This is a genomic window from Actinoplanes hulinensis, assembly GCF_019429605.1.
Classification (GTDB): domain Bacteria; phylum Actinomycetota; class Actinomycetes; order Mycobacteriales; family Micromonosporaceae; genus Actinoplanes; species Actinoplanes campanulatus.
Genome location: NZ_JAHXZI010000003.1, coordinates 176,885 through 191,435, shown reverse-complemented (window position 1 = coordinate 191,435; position 14,551 = coordinate 176,885). Strand labels below are relative to the sequence as shown.

15 protein-coding genes are annotated in these 14,551 nt (G+C 71.7%); 8 read left to right on the top strand and 7 right to left on the bottom strand.

Annotation, left to right across the window (positions count from 1 at the left end):
- Positions 1-62 precede the first annotated feature (62 nt).
- The 4 genes from KZ829_RS07200 (at position 63) to KZ829_RS07185 (ending at position 3,655) form a co-directional block, all read left to right on the top strand.
- The gene (locus KZ829_RS07200) at positions 63-1,484 is read left to right on the top strand and encodes a serine/threonine-protein kinase (protein WP_220143057.1); all 1,422 of its coding nucleotides are present in this window, start codon (positions 63-65) and stop codon (positions 1,482-1,484) included.
- Positions 1,481-2,275, top strand: a complete 795-nt coding sequence (locus KZ829_RS07195) for a GVDTG sorting domain-containing protein (protein ID WP_220143056.1) — start codon at positions 1,481-1,483, stop codon at positions 2,273-2,275. The genes KZ829_RS07200 and KZ829_RS07195 overlap by 4 nt, the downstream gene beginning before the upstream one ends.
- On the top strand, positions 2,272-2,952 hold the full coding sequence (locus KZ829_RS07190) for a class F sortase (protein WP_220143055.1): 681 nt from the start codon (positions 2,272-2,274) through the stop codon (positions 2,950-2,952). The genes KZ829_RS07195 and KZ829_RS07190 overlap by 4 nt, the downstream gene beginning before the upstream one ends.
- Positions 2,953-3,046: 94 nt before the next feature.
- A complete protein-coding gene (locus KZ829_RS07185) occupies positions 3,047-3,655 on the top strand; it encodes a suppressor of fused domain protein (protein WP_220143054.1) in 609 nt (202 codons plus the stop codon).
- A gap of 33 nt (positions 3,656-3,688) precedes the next feature.
- Here KZ829_RS07185 and KZ829_RS07180 read toward each other — a convergent pair whose 3' ends face one another.
- The 5 genes from KZ829_RS07180 to KZ829_RS07160 all read right to left on the bottom strand — a co-directional run bounded on the left by KZ829_RS07180 (position 3,689) and on the right by KZ829_RS07160 (position 8,837).
- Positions 3,689-5,461 (bottom strand): carbohydrate-binding module family 20 domain-containing protein, encoded by a 1,773-nt coding sequence (locus KZ829_RS07180; RefSeq protein ID WP_308285371.1) that lies wholly within the window; start codon positions 5,459-5,461, stop codon positions 3,689-3,691.
- A gap of 174 nt (positions 5,462-5,635) precedes the next feature.
- Positions 5,636-6,541, bottom strand: a complete 906-nt coding sequence (locus tag KZ829_RS07175) for an ABC transporter substrate-binding protein (RefSeq protein WP_220143053.1) — start codon at positions 6,539-6,541, stop codon at positions 5,636-5,638.
- Positions 6,542-7,201 (bottom strand): ABC transporter permease, encoded by a 660-nt coding sequence (locus KZ829_RS07170; RefSeq protein WP_220143052.1) that lies wholly within the window; start codon positions 7,199-7,201, stop codon positions 6,542-6,544.
- Positions 7,198-7,824, bottom strand: coding sequence for an ABC transporter permease (locus KZ829_RS07165; protein ID WP_246635218.1), 627 nt, complete (start codon positions 7,822-7,824; stop codon positions 7,198-7,200). Before KZ829_RS07165 ends, KZ829_RS07170 begins: the two co-directional genes overlap by 4 nt.
- Before the next feature lie 8 nt (positions 7,825-7,832).
- Positions 7,833-8,837, bottom strand: coding sequence for an ABC transporter ATP-binding protein (locus tag KZ829_RS07160; protein WP_220143050.1), 1,005 nt, complete (start codon positions 8,835-8,837; stop codon positions 7,833-7,835).
- A gap of 148 nt (positions 8,838-8,985) precedes the next feature.
- On the opposite strand from KZ829_RS07160, the gene KZ829_RS07155 reads away from it, so the two are divergent.
- Positions 8,986-9,588, top strand: a complete 603-nt coding sequence (locus tag KZ829_RS07155; RefSeq protein WP_372453842.1) for a M23 family metallopeptidase — start codon at positions 8,986-8,988, stop codon at positions 9,586-9,588.
- A 15-nt stretch (positions 9,589-9,603) separates the two neighbouring features.
- On the opposite strand, the gene KZ829_RS07150 is transcribed toward KZ829_RS07155, so the two are convergent.
- Entirely contained in the window at positions 9,604-10,563 is a 960-nt protein-coding gene (locus KZ829_RS07150) for an ABC transporter substrate-binding protein (protein ID WP_220143049.1), read from the bottom strand.
- 49 nt (positions 10,564-10,612) lie between these two features.
- On the opposite strand from KZ829_RS07150, the gene KZ829_RS07145 reads away from it, so the two are divergent.
- Complete coding sequence (locus KZ829_RS07145; protein WP_220143048.1) at positions 10,613-11,461, top strand: amidohydrolase family protein; 849 nt, start codon at positions 10,613-10,615, stop codon at positions 11,459-11,461.
- On the opposite strand, the gene KZ829_RS07140 is transcribed toward KZ829_RS07145, so the two are convergent.
- Positions 11,454-12,236: a hypothetical protein gene (locus tag KZ829_RS07140; RefSeq protein WP_308285370.1), complete on the bottom strand. Its 783-nt coding sequence runs from the start codon at positions 12,234-12,236 to the stop codon at positions 11,454-11,456. The two genes, KZ829_RS07145 and KZ829_RS07140, sit on opposite strands and share 8 nt — an antisense overlap.
- Here KZ829_RS07140 and KZ829_RS44425 point away from each other — a divergent pair.
- Positions 12,235-12,654 (top strand): hypothetical protein, encoded by a 420-nt coding sequence (locus tag KZ829_RS44425; RefSeq protein WP_308285369.1) that lies wholly within the window; start codon positions 12,235-12,237, stop codon positions 12,652-12,654. The genes KZ829_RS07140 and KZ829_RS44425 overlap by 2 nt on opposite strands.
- A 24-nt stretch (positions 12,655-12,678) precedes the next feature.
- Positions 12,679-14,445 (top strand): siderophore-interacting protein, encoded by a 1,767-nt coding sequence (locus tag KZ829_RS07135; protein ID WP_220143047.1) that lies wholly within the window; start codon positions 12,679-12,681, stop codon positions 14,443-14,445.
- Positions 14,446-14,551 lie beyond the last annotated feature (106 nt).

Sequence of the window (14,551 nt, the reverse complement as noted above, 5' to 3'; positions counted from 1 at the left end):
CCCGCCCATCCGCCGGCTCCGGCGGTCCGAACCCCTTCCAGCCGAGGAATCGGGGTGGGGAGATGGACGGGGACCTGGACGGCCGGTACCGGCTGCTGGAGTTGATCGGCACGGGCGGCATGGGCCGGGTGTGGCGGGCCGAGGACACGCTGCTGCGGCGTACGGTCGCGGTCAAGGAGATCGTGACGCCGTCCAGCCCGCGGCTCGCCGCGCAGGCGGTGCGGGAGGCTCGGGCCGCGGCGCGACTCGACCATCCGGGCGTCGTCAAGGTGTACGACGTGGGCCCCTCCTGGATCGTCATGGAGTACGTGCCGTCCCGCTCGCTGCACCAGGTGGTCCGCGACGACGGCCCGCTGGCGCCCCGCGAGGCGGCCCGGATCGGCCTCGGCATGCTGACCGCGCTGCGGGCCGCGCACGCCGCCGGGGTGCTGCACCGGGACGTGAAACCGGACAACGTGCTGCTCGCCGCGGACGGCCGGGTGGTGCTGACCGACTTCGGTCTGGCCTTGCTGGACAGTGGCGGCGACGACGGCCCGGATCCGCGGCTCGGCTCGCCCAGCTACATCGCGCCGGAGCGGCTGCTGGAGCGGGAGGCGGGCGTTCCCGGGGACCTGTGGTCGCTCGGCGCCACCCTGTACTCGGCGGTCGAGGGGCGGGCGCCGTTCGCCCGGGACGACGGCGGGACGGCGTTGCGGGCGCTGCTGAGCGATCCGCCGCACCGGCCGGTACGGTCCGGTCCCCTGGCCGGGCTCCTGCTGGCCCTGCTGGCGAAGGATCCGGCGGACCGCCCCACGACCGACGAGGTGGAGACACGGCTGCGGGCCGTGCTGCGCCCGAGGTCCCGGCGTCGCCGGGTCGCCGTCGCCCTTCTCCTGCTGCCGCTGGCCGGAGCCGCCGGGGTGGTGCTGGCCCCGCACCGGTCAGTGCCGGCACCGGCACCGGCGCCCTCTTCTTTCACCGCGCTCATGTCCTATGCACAGGACGCCTGCGGCGGCACCACTCCGCAACCGGTCACGGCCGCCGGCGACCGGGTTCCGGCCGGGCTGCCGGACGGGTGGGTGTGGACGCGGGAGCCGTCCGGGTTCGCGCTGGCGGTGCCGCCCGGGTGGCGGCGTTCGATGGACGGCAACGAGGTGTGCTTCAGCGATCCCGGCGGGCGGCGGGCGTTGCGGGTGAACGTGTCACCGGTCGTCACCCGGCAGCCGCTCGCCTACTGGCAGGGCCGGGAGAAGGCGTCGCTGGCCCGGGGCGCCCTGCCCGGCTATCAGCGGATCAGCATGGGCGTCCTGCTGCTGAAAGACGGCGGGGCGGATTGGGAGTACACGTGGCGGCCGGACTCGCAGACGGTCCGCCACGAGCGGCGGGTGCTGGTCGCGGCCGGCTCCCGGTCGTACCTGCTGCGGTGGACGGTCGCCGACCCCGACTGGGCGGCGACGACAGGCCAGCAGAGGCGGATGGTCGAATTCTTCGAGGGGATGTCATGAGACTGCTGTGGGTCGTACCGTTCGTGGCCGTCGCTCTCGCGGTGACCCCGTCGCCGGCGCTGGCCGACGAGAGCGTGCACGTCGAACTCACCGAGCTCAACCGGTCCGGCGCGCGCGGGACGGCCGTGCTGACCGCGCTGCCCGGCGGGGACCTGCGGGTGCGGATCCGGTCCACCGGGCTGGTGCCGTCCGCGCCGCACGCCCAGCACCTGCACGGATCCACCGACGGCATGGACTTCCACTGTCCGCCGGAGTCCGCCGACACCGATGGCGACGGGTACGTGAGCACCGAGGAGGGCATGCCGTCCTACGGCGACATCTTCGTCTCTCTCACCACCCGGGGCGACGTGTCCCGGGCCGACGGCCTGGCCGTCGACCGGATGCCCCGGGCGTCCGCCGCCGGTGTGGTCGTCTACGACCGCGTCATCCCGGCCGCCGACCTGCCGCCCGGCACCGTCGAACATCTCAAGGACCTGCACGTGGTCCAGCACGGCATCGACACCAACGGCAACGGGACGTACGACGTGGGCGCGCTCGGCGAGTCGACGATGGCCCGCTCGTCGGGTCTGAGCGGCATCCCGCAGGAGGCGACCAACCCGGCCACCTGTGGCATGGTGACCGGCGCGGCGGCCGGCTCGGTCCCGGTGGGCGGTGTCGAGACCGGCGACGGCAGCACCCGCCCCGGCCCGGCGCCGTGGTCGCTCCCCGGCGGCTTCGCCCTGGTCGCGGCGGTCGCGCTGCTGCTGTTCACCCGGCGGCGTTCCCTCGTCCTCCCCCGCTCCCGGCGATGAGACGCCGGTGGCCGGCGCTGCTGACAGCCGCCGCGGTCCTGGCCGTCGGCGGGACGGCCGTGGTCGTGGCCGGGCGCGCGGGCGGCACGCCGCCTCCGAACCCGGCGGGCGCGGTGACGCCGGCCGACCTGGCCGAGCCCACGGGCGAGACGCCTTCCCGGAACCCGGTGACGCCGCCCGGCCCGGCCGGGGCCGAGGCGCTGACCAGCGGGAACCTGTTGCCTGCGTCTCCGCCGGAGCGGGTGGCGATTCCGGCGCTGGACGTGTCGGCGCCGGTCGTGGGGCTCGGCCTGCGGACGGACGGCACCATGGAGGTGCCCACCGGCGCGACGACGGTCGGCTGGTTCACCGGGGCGCCGGCACCCGGATCGCTCGGCCCCGCGGTCCTGGCCGGGCACGTCGACTACCGTGGCGTCTCCGGAACCTTCGCCGAGCTGTCCACCCTGCGGCCCGGCGACGAGGTCCGGATCACGCGCCGGGACGGGCGCACGGCGGTCTTCGCGGTGACCCGTGTCGCCACCTATCCCAAGAGCCGTTTCCCGTCCGGCGAGGTGTACGGCCCGATCGACCACGCCGGACTGCGGCTGATCACCTGCGGCGGCGACTTCGACCGGCGCACCGGCCACTACGTCGACAACGTGGTCGCCTACGCCCGCCTGCGGAACGTCCTGGGGTGAGTCCAGCAGCGGCTGGCTCTGGGAGTTGTCTCAGACGCTTCGAGACAGCGCTCACGGCCGGCCGGACACGATGAGGTGCTGGCACACTGGCTGGGTGGATCATGATCTTTCGCCGGCGGCACGGTCGGTCAGGGAGCACTACGCGGGGCTCTTCACGGGGAGCCCGATCGCGGTGCTGGGGCCCGCGCCGGGGCCGGTTCGCGAGCTGGTGCCGGGGCTGCGCATCCTGAGCTGGACGCCGTCGCAGGGTGGGCGGATCTACGCCACGGTGGGGCTGTGGGACGCCACCCAGCGGGACGGGCACGCGCTCGAGTTCCTGCTGCACGCGCCGGAAGCCGATGACGAACCGCATGTCGAACTGCTGACCATGGTCGCCTACTACCAGGCCAGCGGTGGCGGCTACCGGCTCGGCCACGGGCACACCGTCGGGATCGGGCGGGGCTGGCTGCCCGGGTCGGCGTGTGATCACCTGCTGGTCAGCCTGCCCTATCCGTGGGGGCCGCGGCTGGAGGAGTGCGCCGTTCCGGGCGGGCAGGCGCGGGTGCTGTGGCTGCTCCCGATCACCCGGGCAGAGAAGGAGCTGGCGCTCCGGGACGGGCTGGAGGCGCTGGAGGACCGTTTCGAGGCGGCGGGGGTCGTGCCCACCGACCCGCTGCGCGCCTGCACGTCCGTACCGGAGAAACCCGGTCACCCTGGGTGCTGAGCAGGGTGACCGGGTCGCTGGGGGTGAGTGGCGTCAGCGCCAGGTGTCGCTGAGGGTGACCTGACCGCTGGCCGGGACGGTCGCGGTGCGGTTGGCGCCGGACTCCCAGGTGACACTGCCGTCGGTGTTCTTGCGGAGGTACTTGTACTCGAAGCTGGTGCCGGCCGGTAGCGAGACCGTGCCGCGCCAGATCGGGTAGGTCGCGGCCGACAGGGCCACCGCGCCGGCCGGCGCCCAGTTGCCGAGGGCGGACTGGTTGCCGACCACGAAGATGTTCTGGCCGAGGGTGGTGGTCGCGGTGACACCGAAGGTCGCGCCGGCGGCGGCGGTGCTGGTCGGCGTGGGCGTGGCGGAGGTGGTCGGGGTGACCCCGCTGGCGCCGGCGTAGAGGGCGACCGCGTCACCGGCGGCGATCGTGGCGGTGAACTGGCCGGAGGAGCTGACCGTGTACGTGGTGCCGGTGCAGCCGCCGTTGCCGGTCGGGTCGCCGTGCTGGACGTCGCAGTAGGTGCCGGCCGGCAGCGAGGTCTGGAAGGTGCGGGTCAGGCTGCTGCCCTCGTGGTTGATCGCCACGTAGCCCTTGTTGCCTCGCCCGAAAGCGATCTGGTCGGCGCCGTTGGACCACCAGTTGGTGACCGCCGTGCCGCGGACCGCGTTGCGGAAGCCGACCATGTTGCCGATCTGGCGCCAGGCGTGCTGGCACTTCCAGCCGTCGCTGTAGCAGGCGTTCACGGCGCCGTTGTTCGGCGGGCCGGCGTCGTGGTTGCTGAACTCGTAGCCGGAGTTGATGTCGGGGGCGCCGTACGGCCAGGCCAGCGTGAAGACCTGGGCGAGCGTGTACGCCGACCCGTTCTTGTAGTTGAGGGTGTCGCCGACGCGCTCGGTGTCGTGGTTGTCGACGAACACGGACGCCCGGTCGCTGGGCAGGTAGCCCCACGCCGTACCGAAGTTGGACAGGTAGGCGAGGTTCTCGTTGAGGAACACCCGCTTGAGGTCGCGGGCGAACCGGAACTCCTGCACGTCGCCGTTGCCGGTGTACTCGGTCGGCTGGACGGCCTCGCCGGAGCCGAAGATGACCTCCTGCTTCCAGTAGGCGCCGGTGTTGGTGAGCTTCGACCTGATGCCGGCCAGATCAGCCGCGGACATGTGCTTGGCCGCGTCGATCCGGAAGCCGTCGACGCCGAGCGAGGCCAGGTCGTTCATGTAGCCGGCGATCTTGCCGCGGACGTAGTCGCTGCCGGTGTTCAGGTCGGAAAGGTTGACCAGTTCACAATCCTGGACGTTGCCGCGGTTGGTGTAGTCGCTGATCGCGGTGCGGCAGGAGTGGAAGTCGGCGTCGGAGTAGATCCCGGGGTAGTTGTACTTGGTGTACGAGCTGCCGCCGGTGCCGGTGCCGGAGCCCGCGGACATGTGGTTGATGACGGTGTCGGCGATGACCTTCACACCGGCCGCGTGGCAGGTGTTCACCATGTTCGCGAAGGCGGCACGGTCACCGAGGCGCCCGGCGATCCGGTAGGACACCGGCTGGTAGGACGTCCACCACTGGCTGCCCTGGATGTGCTCCATCGGCGGGGAGACCTGCACGTATCCGTAGCCGAGCCGGCCCAGGGTGTTGGTGCACTCGCGGGCGATCGAGGCGAAGGACCACTCGAACATGACCGCGGTGACGTCCTTCTGCCCGGGCGGGGCGGCGAAGGCGTCGCCGCCGGTGGAGATCTGCGCGACGCCGAAGCCGCCAATGCCGAGGACGAGGGTGGTGGCGGCGAGGATGCGGGTCAGGCGTCGCCGCCTGCGGGGAGTGTCCACATCGGGCTCCTGGGGATGGTCGGGACGGGTATGCAAGTCCTTACTGCAACAGGCTTGAAACTTTCTGCAAATCTTTGCGGCAAACATAGATACCGGCGAGTTCACTCGTCAAGACATGTGCCGGAAACAGGAAGAACGCCGCCCGTTACCGGGCGGCGTTCTTCACGGAGTGTGTCAGGCGAGACCGTTCTCGGTCAGGAACGCCTTGGCCACCGCCTTGATGTCCTTCTTGTCCACCTGAACCTGAGCCAGGTACGAGGTGAGGTTCTCGGTGGTCAGCTTCGCCGACACCGCGTTGAGCGCACCGCTGACGGTCGCGTTGTTCGCCTCGGTGCGGATCAGCGGGAGGACGTTCTGCGCCAGGTAGAGGTTCTTCGGGTCCTCCAGCACGACGAACTTGTTGGTGACGATCGACGAGTCGGTGGAGAAGATGTTCGCCACGTCGATGTCGCCGTCCTTGAGCGCGGTGACGGTCAGCGGGCCGCCGGCGTCGAGCGGCTTGAACTCCTTGAACTTCAGGCCGTACACCGTCTCGAGGCCCTTGAGGCCCTGGTGCCGCTCGGCGAACTCCGGGCCGGCGCCGACCACGAGCTGACCGGCGACGGCCTTCAGGTCCTCGATCGTCTTGAGGTTGTTCTTGGTGGCGGTCTCCGCGGTGACCGTCAGGGTGTCCTTGTCCTGGGCGGCCGACTGCTCCAGCACCTCGGTGCCGGCCGGCAGCACCTTCTTGAGGGCCGCCAGCACGTCCTCCGAGCTGCTGACACCCTCCGGGGCGCCGCCCGGGGTGAGGGCGGCGAGCAGGGCGCCGTTGTACTCCGGCAGCAGCGAGATCGAACCGTCCTGGAGCGCCTTGAGGTAGGCCTCACGGGCGCCGATGTTGAACTTGCGGGTGACCGTGACGCCCTTGGCCTCCAGGGCCTGCGAGTAGATCTCGCCGAGCAGCTCGGACTCGGCGAAGTTGGCCGAGCCGACGGTGACCGCCGAGGAGCCCGCCTTGGTCTCCTCGGCGAGCGGATCACTGTTGGCGCCGCAGGCGGTGAGACTGAGCGTGAGGGCAAGAGCAGCGGCAATGCGCTTCATTTAGTGGGTGCCTTTCAATCCGGGTGAGACGATCCAGCGCTGAACCAGCGCCAGGAGGAGATCCACGAGTACGGCGAGGACGGCGACGACGATGGCGCCGGCCAGCACCCGGGAGTAGTCGTTGACGGCCAGGCCGTCGATCAGCAACCGGCCCAGCCCGCTCAGGCCCACCGCGGCGGCCACCGTGGCGGTGGCGACGACCTGGAGCGCGGCGCTGCGGAAGCCGCCCATCAGCACCGGCAGCGCCATCGGCAGCTCGACCCGGGTGAGCACCTGCCAGGACCGCATGCCCATGCCGCGGGCCGCGTCGACGACCCGGTGGTCGAGGCTGCGCATCCCGGCGTACGTGGAGGTCAGGATCGGTGGGATGACCAGCACGGTGAGCGCGATCAGCACCGGCAGCAGGCCGAGCCCGAGCAGGGTGACCAGCAGCATCAGCAGGCCGAGGGTGGGCAGCGAGCGGCCCGCGTTGCCGGCGTTGATGGCCAGGAACGAGCCGCGGCCGGTGTGGCCGATGTAGAGGCCGACCGGAAGCGCCACGACCGTGCCGATCAGCAGGGCGAGCACCGTGTAGCCGAGGTGGGCCAGGATCAGCGTCGGGATGCTGTACGGAGCGCCGAGTTCCCAGTGCGCGGGGTCGAGCAGGTAGGAGAGGTTCACAGGGCACGCGTCCACGGGGTGACGGCCCGTTGCACGAGCACGATGATCAGGTCGGCGAGCCCGGCGAGCAGCACCGACAGGACGATGCCGACCAGGATCGGCTCGATGTAGAACAGCTGGAAGCCGCGGGTGAACAGCTGGCCGAGCCCGCCGATGCCGATCAGGGCGCCGACGCTGACCAGGCTGATGTTCGACACCGTGGCGACCCGCAGCCCGGCCAGGATGACCGGCAGCGCCATCGGCAGCTCGACCCCGGTGAGGCGCCGCACCCGGCGGTAGCCCATCGCGGTGGCCGCCTGCACGACGACCGGGTCGACCGAGCGCAGGCCGTCCGCCACGGTCCGCGCGAGCAGCGCGACCGTGTAGACGGTGAGCGCCACGACGACGTTGACCGGGGACAGCACCTTGGTGCCGAGGACGACCGGCAGGAAGACGAACAGCGCCAGCGACGGGATCGAGTAGAGCACGCCGCAGGTGTTGATCAGCGGGTGGTAGAGGACGGGGAAGCGAACGCCCAGGTAACCGATCGGCAGTGCGATGACGAACCCGAACAGCACCGGCAGCAGAGCCAGCCAGACGTGCTCCTGGAGGGCCAGCCAGACGGTGTCGGCGTTGTTCCGCAAGTACTCGATCATGAGCGCCGGCCGGCCAGGTAGTCGGCGAGGTCGTGGTGGCTGACCAGGCCGTCGGCGGCGCCGTCCGGGCCGACCCGGACCGCGATGCCGACCGGGGAGCGGATCGCCAGGTCGGCGACGACGCGCAGCGAGTCGTCCTTGGTGAAGGTGCCGCCGGTGTCGCGTGGGCCGTCGTCTCCGGGCCAGCCGACCGGGCGGCCCACGTCGTCCAGGAGCAGGCCGTCGACCGGCCGGACCGGCAGCCCGGCCGCGCTGTCGAAGGAGAGGCCGCGCAGTCCGCGGTCGCGGCCGACGAACTCGGCCACGAAGTCGTCGGCCGGCGCCGCCAGCAGCTCCCGGGGCGTGCCGACCTGGGCGAGACGGCCACCCTGCCGGAACACGGCGACCCGGTCACCGAGCTTGATCGCCTCGTCGATGTCGTGGGTGACGAGGGCGATGGTCTTGCCCAGGTCCTCCTGGAGGCGGAGGAACTCGCGGTGCAGCTGCTCGCGGACCACCGGGTCGACGGCACTGAACGGCTCGTCCATCAGCATGATCGGAGGGTCGGCGGCGAGCGCGCGGGCCACACCGACGCGCTGCTGCTGGCCGCCGGAGAGCTGCGCCGGGTAGCGCTTGGCGAAGTCGGCGCTGAGCCCGACCCGTTCGAGCAGTTCCAGTGCGGCGGCGCGGGCCTCCCGGCGGGTCTTGCCGAGCAGCACCGGGACGGTGGCGACGTTGTCCAGAACGGTGCGGTGCGGGAAGAGCCCGGCGTGCTGGATGACGTAGCCGATGCCGCGCCGCAGCGCCGCCTCGTCACGCTCCGCGACGTCCTCGCCGTCGATCAGGATCCGGCCGGAGGTGGGGGTGACCATGCGGTTGATCATCCGGAGAGACGTGGTCTTGCCGCACCCCGACGGGCCGACCAGCGCGGTCAGCTTACCGGTGGGCAGCTCGAGGCTGAGGTGGTCCACGGCGGTGCTCCCGCCGGGGTAGACCTTCACGACGTCCTCGAATGTGATCATGGCACTCCTGGTTGATCTTCAAGCGACCCTATTCATACTCCGTTGGTAGTGAATAGGGTGTCAACGGTCACCCCCGACCTTTCCAGACCTTCGCCGCGCTCGCTGTGCGGCGGAGATCACAGTGGATGTGGTCTGCGAAGATCGGTCGGTGACCGGCCGACCGAACCGTACCGCCTGGATGCTCGGCATCGGCCTGGCCGCGGTGATCGTGGTGACCGGCGTCATCGTGCTGCCGAGGCTGCGGCCACCCGGGCCCCGGCCCGCGTTCCAGCTGCCGGTGACCTGCGAGGAGACGTGGGTGCTCGGCACCTACCCGGGGCACGACGACTTCGACATCGACTTCTTCCCCACCAGCGGGCAGGCGTGGGGGCGGCCGGTGCTGGCCTCCTTCGGCGGCACGGTCACCGAGGCGGGGCTCAACGGCACCCTCGGTTCGCGTACGCCGGACAACCCGAAGGGACCGCACGGCACCGGCGCCGGCTACTGGGTGAAGATCGACCACGGCGGCCGCTGGGAGACGGTCTACCTGCACCTGCTCGAACCGCCCACGGTCGAACCCGGCGACCGGGTGACGACCGGCCAGCGGATCGGGTCGGTCGGCAGCACCGGCAAGTCCGGGGCGCCGCACCTGCACTACGAGCAGTTGCGGGCCGGGGCGAAGGTGGAGAGCCACTTCGACGGCGCCCCGTCCGGCATCACCAGCGACAACCGGGAGTACTCGGTGGAGCGAACCAGCCGCAACTGCGGGTGACCCGGCCGGCGGACGTCACGGGAGCAGTGCGGCCAGGTCCGGCTTCTTCGGCAGGGTGCCGTCACTGACGGCCCGGTCGGCGAGGGTCTCCACCGAGGCGCGGTTGACCTCGGCGGGCCACTTCGGCAGGACCAGCTTCGCCCGGACCTCGGGCGCGATCTTCGTGTAGCTGCCGAGGACGTCCCGGACCTCGTCGGGGTGGGCGTCGGCGTACTCCAGCGACTGCTTCATCGCGGCGGTGAACCGGGACACCAGGTCCGGGTCGTTCGCGATCAGCTGCTGCGAGGTGAAGTACATGGCGACGGTGAGGTCGGGGGCGGCGTCCACGTAACTGGAGGCGATCTTGCGGGCGCCGGCCGCGACGGCCGACTGCTGGAACGGCTCGACCACGAAGATCGCGTCGACCCGGCCCTCCTGCAGGGCCGGCACCTGGTCGGGGAAGGCGAGCTCGGTGAACTTGACCTGCGAGGCGTCGCCGCCGTCCGCGGCGACCGACGATCGTACGGTCGTGTCGACGATGTTCTTCAGGGTGTTGGCGGCGACCGTGCGGCCGGCGAGGTCCTTGGGCGACCTGATCGGGCTGTCCGCCTTCACGAACAGCCCGGCGAAGTCCTGACCGTCCACGCCGGTGGAGTTGACCCCGTTGACCACCGCCTTGACCGGCAGCCCCCGGTCCGCGCCGAGCAGCAGCGAGACGGTGTTGCTGAACCCGAACTGGTACTCGCCGCTGAGGACGGCCGGCACGATCGCGGCGCCGCCCTGCGCGGTGGTCAGGCTGAGCTCGATGCCCTTGTCCGTGAAGAATCCCTTGTCCCTGCCCAGGTAGATGGGGGCGACGTCGAGGATCGCGATCACCCCGACGTCGACCTTGTCCGGGCCGGCTTCGGCGGGGCCCTTCTCGTTCTCCGGGTCGCCGCAGGCCGCGGTGAGCAGGACCGTGGCGGTGAACAGCGCGAGGAGCCGGGGTCGTCGCATTCCCGCAACGTAGGGTATTCATTTGCTGACGTCAATTCATTGGAGTCCGATGATCATCGACGCGCATCACCACCTGTGGCAGCCCGAACGCGGCTACCGATGGCTGGACGAACCCGGACTGGACCGGCTGCGCCGCCCCTACCTGCCGGCCGACCTGACCGCCGAGACGGCCGCGGCCGGGGTCGGCGCCACCGTGCTGGTCGAGGGCGGCCGCTGCCACCCCGACGAGGTGGCCGAGTTCCTCGGCTACGCGGCCACCACACCGGTGATCGCGCGCGTGGTGGCCTGGATCGACATCGGCGCCCCGGACGTCGCGGCGACCCTGGCCGCATACCGGCGGCTGCCCGGCGGGGAGCTGCTCGCCGGGGTGCGCGCGCAGGTGCAGGGCGAGGCCGACCCGGACTATCTGGACCGGCCGGAGGTGCGGCACGGTCTGGCCGCTGTCGCGGCCGCGGGGCTGAGCTTCGACCTCATCATCCGCTCCGAGCAGCTTCCGGCCGCGGCTAGAGCGGCGTACGCCGTACCCGAGCTGATTTTCGTCCTTGATCATCTCGGCAAGCCCCGGATCGACGAGGGCGACACCGGTCTGCGCGCCTGGCTGGGCCCGATCACCGAACTGGCCGGCTGCCCGAACGTGACCGCCAAACTGTCCGGCCTGGTCACCGAGGCCGGCCCGGGGTGGACGGCGGCGGCGCTGAGCCCGTTCGTGGCGGCGGCCGTCGACCTGTTCGGGCCGGATCGCCTGATGTTCGGCTCGGACTGGCCGGTGTGCCTGCTGCGGGCCGGTTACCGCGACGTGCTGGACGCGCTGCGCGAGGCGCTGCCGCCGATGACCGAACCGCAGCGGGCCGAGATCCTCGGCGGCACCGCGGCCCGCGTCTACCGGCTGGTCAACTGAGCTTCGACCCGGTCAGCGACGGCTGCCCCGACCCCAGGTGGAAGATGCCGGGCAGCCCGTCGCTCTCGAACCCGGAACTCACGTTGCGCCGCAGCCGCGAGTCACGGATCGACAGGGTGCCGGTGCGGTCGTTGCTCACGTAGAAGATGGCCCCGCCACCCTCCTTCGCCCTGTTGTTCTCGATCACCGTGCCGTCGATCCTCAACTGGTACGTGTTGCCGTCGTTGTAGATCGCGCCGCCGCTGCCGCCGCCCGGGGTGCCGTCTCGGGCCGGGTTCGCGCCGTTGCCGATCGCCGAGTTGCCGGAGAAGTGGCTGTTCAGGATCGTCCACGAGACCTGGATGCTGCTCAGCGCGCCACCGTTGGAGCAGACCCCGCCGGTGAAGGTGCTGCCCACCACGTACGCCGTCTGCCCGGACAGGCGCACCCGGATCGCCGCGCCACCGAGGTCCGGGCCGGTGCCGTGGCAGCGGTTGCCGGTGAACCGCGAGTTGATCACCTTGAGCTGGCCGCCGTTGGCGAAGATCGCTCCCCCACCGCCGGTCTCGTCGGTCGGATCGGTGCTGTTGCCGTTCTTGAGGACGATGTTCTGCACGGTCAGCTTCGGGGTGGCCTTCAGGTGGCAGTGGCCGCTCGCCGGACTCTGCCCGAGGCTCGTGTCACAGACGTTCATGTACAGGATGCGGCGCTTGCCACCACCGCTCAGGGTGACCCGGCCGCCGCCGTCGAGCACCACCCGGGCCTTGGCGTTACGCACCTTCGCGGTGCCGGTCATGGTGATCGTGACCGGCTGCGGGCCGCAGTCGAAGGTGATCAGGCCACCGGCGGCGACGGCCTTCACCACGGCGGCCGAGGTGCAGCTCGCCGGGGTGCCGTCGCCGATCGTCCGGTCCGGCCGGCTGGTGTCGACGGCCCGCGCGGTGGCCGGGACCGTCGCCTTCCCACCGGGGTTGCCGGGTTTCGGCAAGTTCTTCGGGCTGGCACTCGGCTTCGGGGGCACCGGATTTGACGCGGACGGGGCCGCCGCAGCCGACGGCGAGGCCACCGGACCGGTTGTGGCGCTCGCCGCGGAGGCCGCCACCGGTGGCGGGCCGGAGCTGTGGCAGGCGGCCAGCGAACCCGCGGCGCACACGGCAAGGATGATCCGTCCCAAACGCATCGGCAGATGCTACGGCCTCCCGCCCGCCACGTAGTCTCCTACCGTGTCCAGCCGAAGTATGCGTACCAGAGTCACGTTCCCGATCGTCCTGCGCGAGCTGACCGTCCTCCGGGTGGTCGACGTGAACGCCGGAACCCGCCGGATCACCGTCGGGGGCCCGCAACTCGGCGCGTTCCACGCCAACGGGCTGGACCTTCCCGCATGGGCGTCGGAGGGCTTCGACGACCACGTCAAGTTCTTCTTCGCGGCGCCCGGCGCCGACCGGCCGGTCCTGCCCCGGCAGGAGATCGCCAGCCTGGACTGGCCGGCCGGCGAGCGGCCCATCGCCAAGGACTACACCCCGCACGGGATCACCACGGACGGGGTCGACTTCGATTTCGTACGGCACGGCAGTGGCCCGGCCGCGACCTGGGCCGAGCACGCGAAGCCCGGCGACACGGTGTGGCTGGCCGGCCCGAAGATGTCGCTGAGCCACCCGGCCGGCGCCGACGTCATCGTGGCCGCCGGCGACGAGACCGCCCTTCCCGCGCTGCGCCGCTGGCTGCACGAGATGCCGGCCGGCACCCGCGCGCACGTCTTCATCGAGATCGCCGACGACAGCCGCCGCCAGGAGCTGCCGACCGCCGCCGACGCCGAGATCACCTGGCTGTCCGGCGGGTCCCCCACCCTGGACGAGGCGGTCCGGGCCCTGCCGTGGCCGGACGGTGTCGTGTTCGCCTGGGTGGCCGGCGAGGCGGGCGCCGTCCGGCCGCTGCGCCGCTACCTGCGGGTGGAGCGGGAGCTGCCGGCCTCGCAGGTGGAGATCACCGGCTACTGGAAGCGCTCCTCCATCGAGGCGCCGCTCGACGAGACGATCGAGGAGCAGCCGGAGGACGACGCCCACGACCGGCTGCACGAGCTCGCCGAGATCGTGCCCGGCCTCGCCATCCGGGTCGCCGTCACACTCGGGGTGATCGACGCCGTCGACGCCGGGGACGGCACGGCGGCCGCGATCGCCGCGCGCACCGGCGCCGACCCCGGCGCCGTCGAGTCGCTCCTGCGCTACCTGGCCGCCCTCGACGTGGTCGCGGTGGACGCGGACGGCCGGCACGTGCTCACCGCGCTGGGTGAGGAGCTCGCCGAGGACGCCGACGACTACCACCTGGAGAACGCCGAGGCGATCCTCGACCTGGGCGTGCTCAAACTCGCCACAGCCGGGGCGCCGGAGTCGCTGCGCCTCGTCTTCGAGACCGACGAGCGGCTGGGCGGGCAGGCCCGCGGCGTGGTCGAGGACCTGGCACTGTGGATCGCGCCGCTGATCATGTCGGCGTACGACTGGGCCGGGGCGGGCGCGGTCGCCGCCACCGGGCACGGGGCCGGGGCCGCCGTCAACGCGATCGCCCGCGCCCACCCCGGCGTCGGGCTGAGCCTGTCCGCGCTGCCGTCGGCGCTCACCATGGTCCGCGACCGGATCCTCGACAAGGAGCACACCGGCCACGTCGAGCTCGTGCCCACGTCCGGGGCCGTCGTGGTCCGCGACGGCGCCACCCATCTGCTGGTGCACTTCCTGGACTGGCTGACCGACGCGGACGCGGCCCACCTGCTCGCCGAGTTCGCCCGCGCGCTGCCGGCCGGGACCGACGTCGTGGTGGTCGAGGACGTCCGCCCGGACGGCGACACCGACGTCGAGGAGATCGAGAACGACCTGCGGCTGCGGGCGGCGTTCGGCACCGGGCGGCGGACCGCGGAGCAGGTCACCGCGCTCCTCGAAACGGCCGGTCTGCGGACCGTCACGGCCGGCGACATCGGCTGGTCACATCGAATGTGGCATCTCACACCCGCGTGAATTGAACCGGGCACGTTCGGTAGCCGTAACCTCCACAGAGAATCATCCAGGGTCTGTCCGTCGACCACGCCGTAGCCCCGCGTGACCGGCCGGGCAGACCCTGACA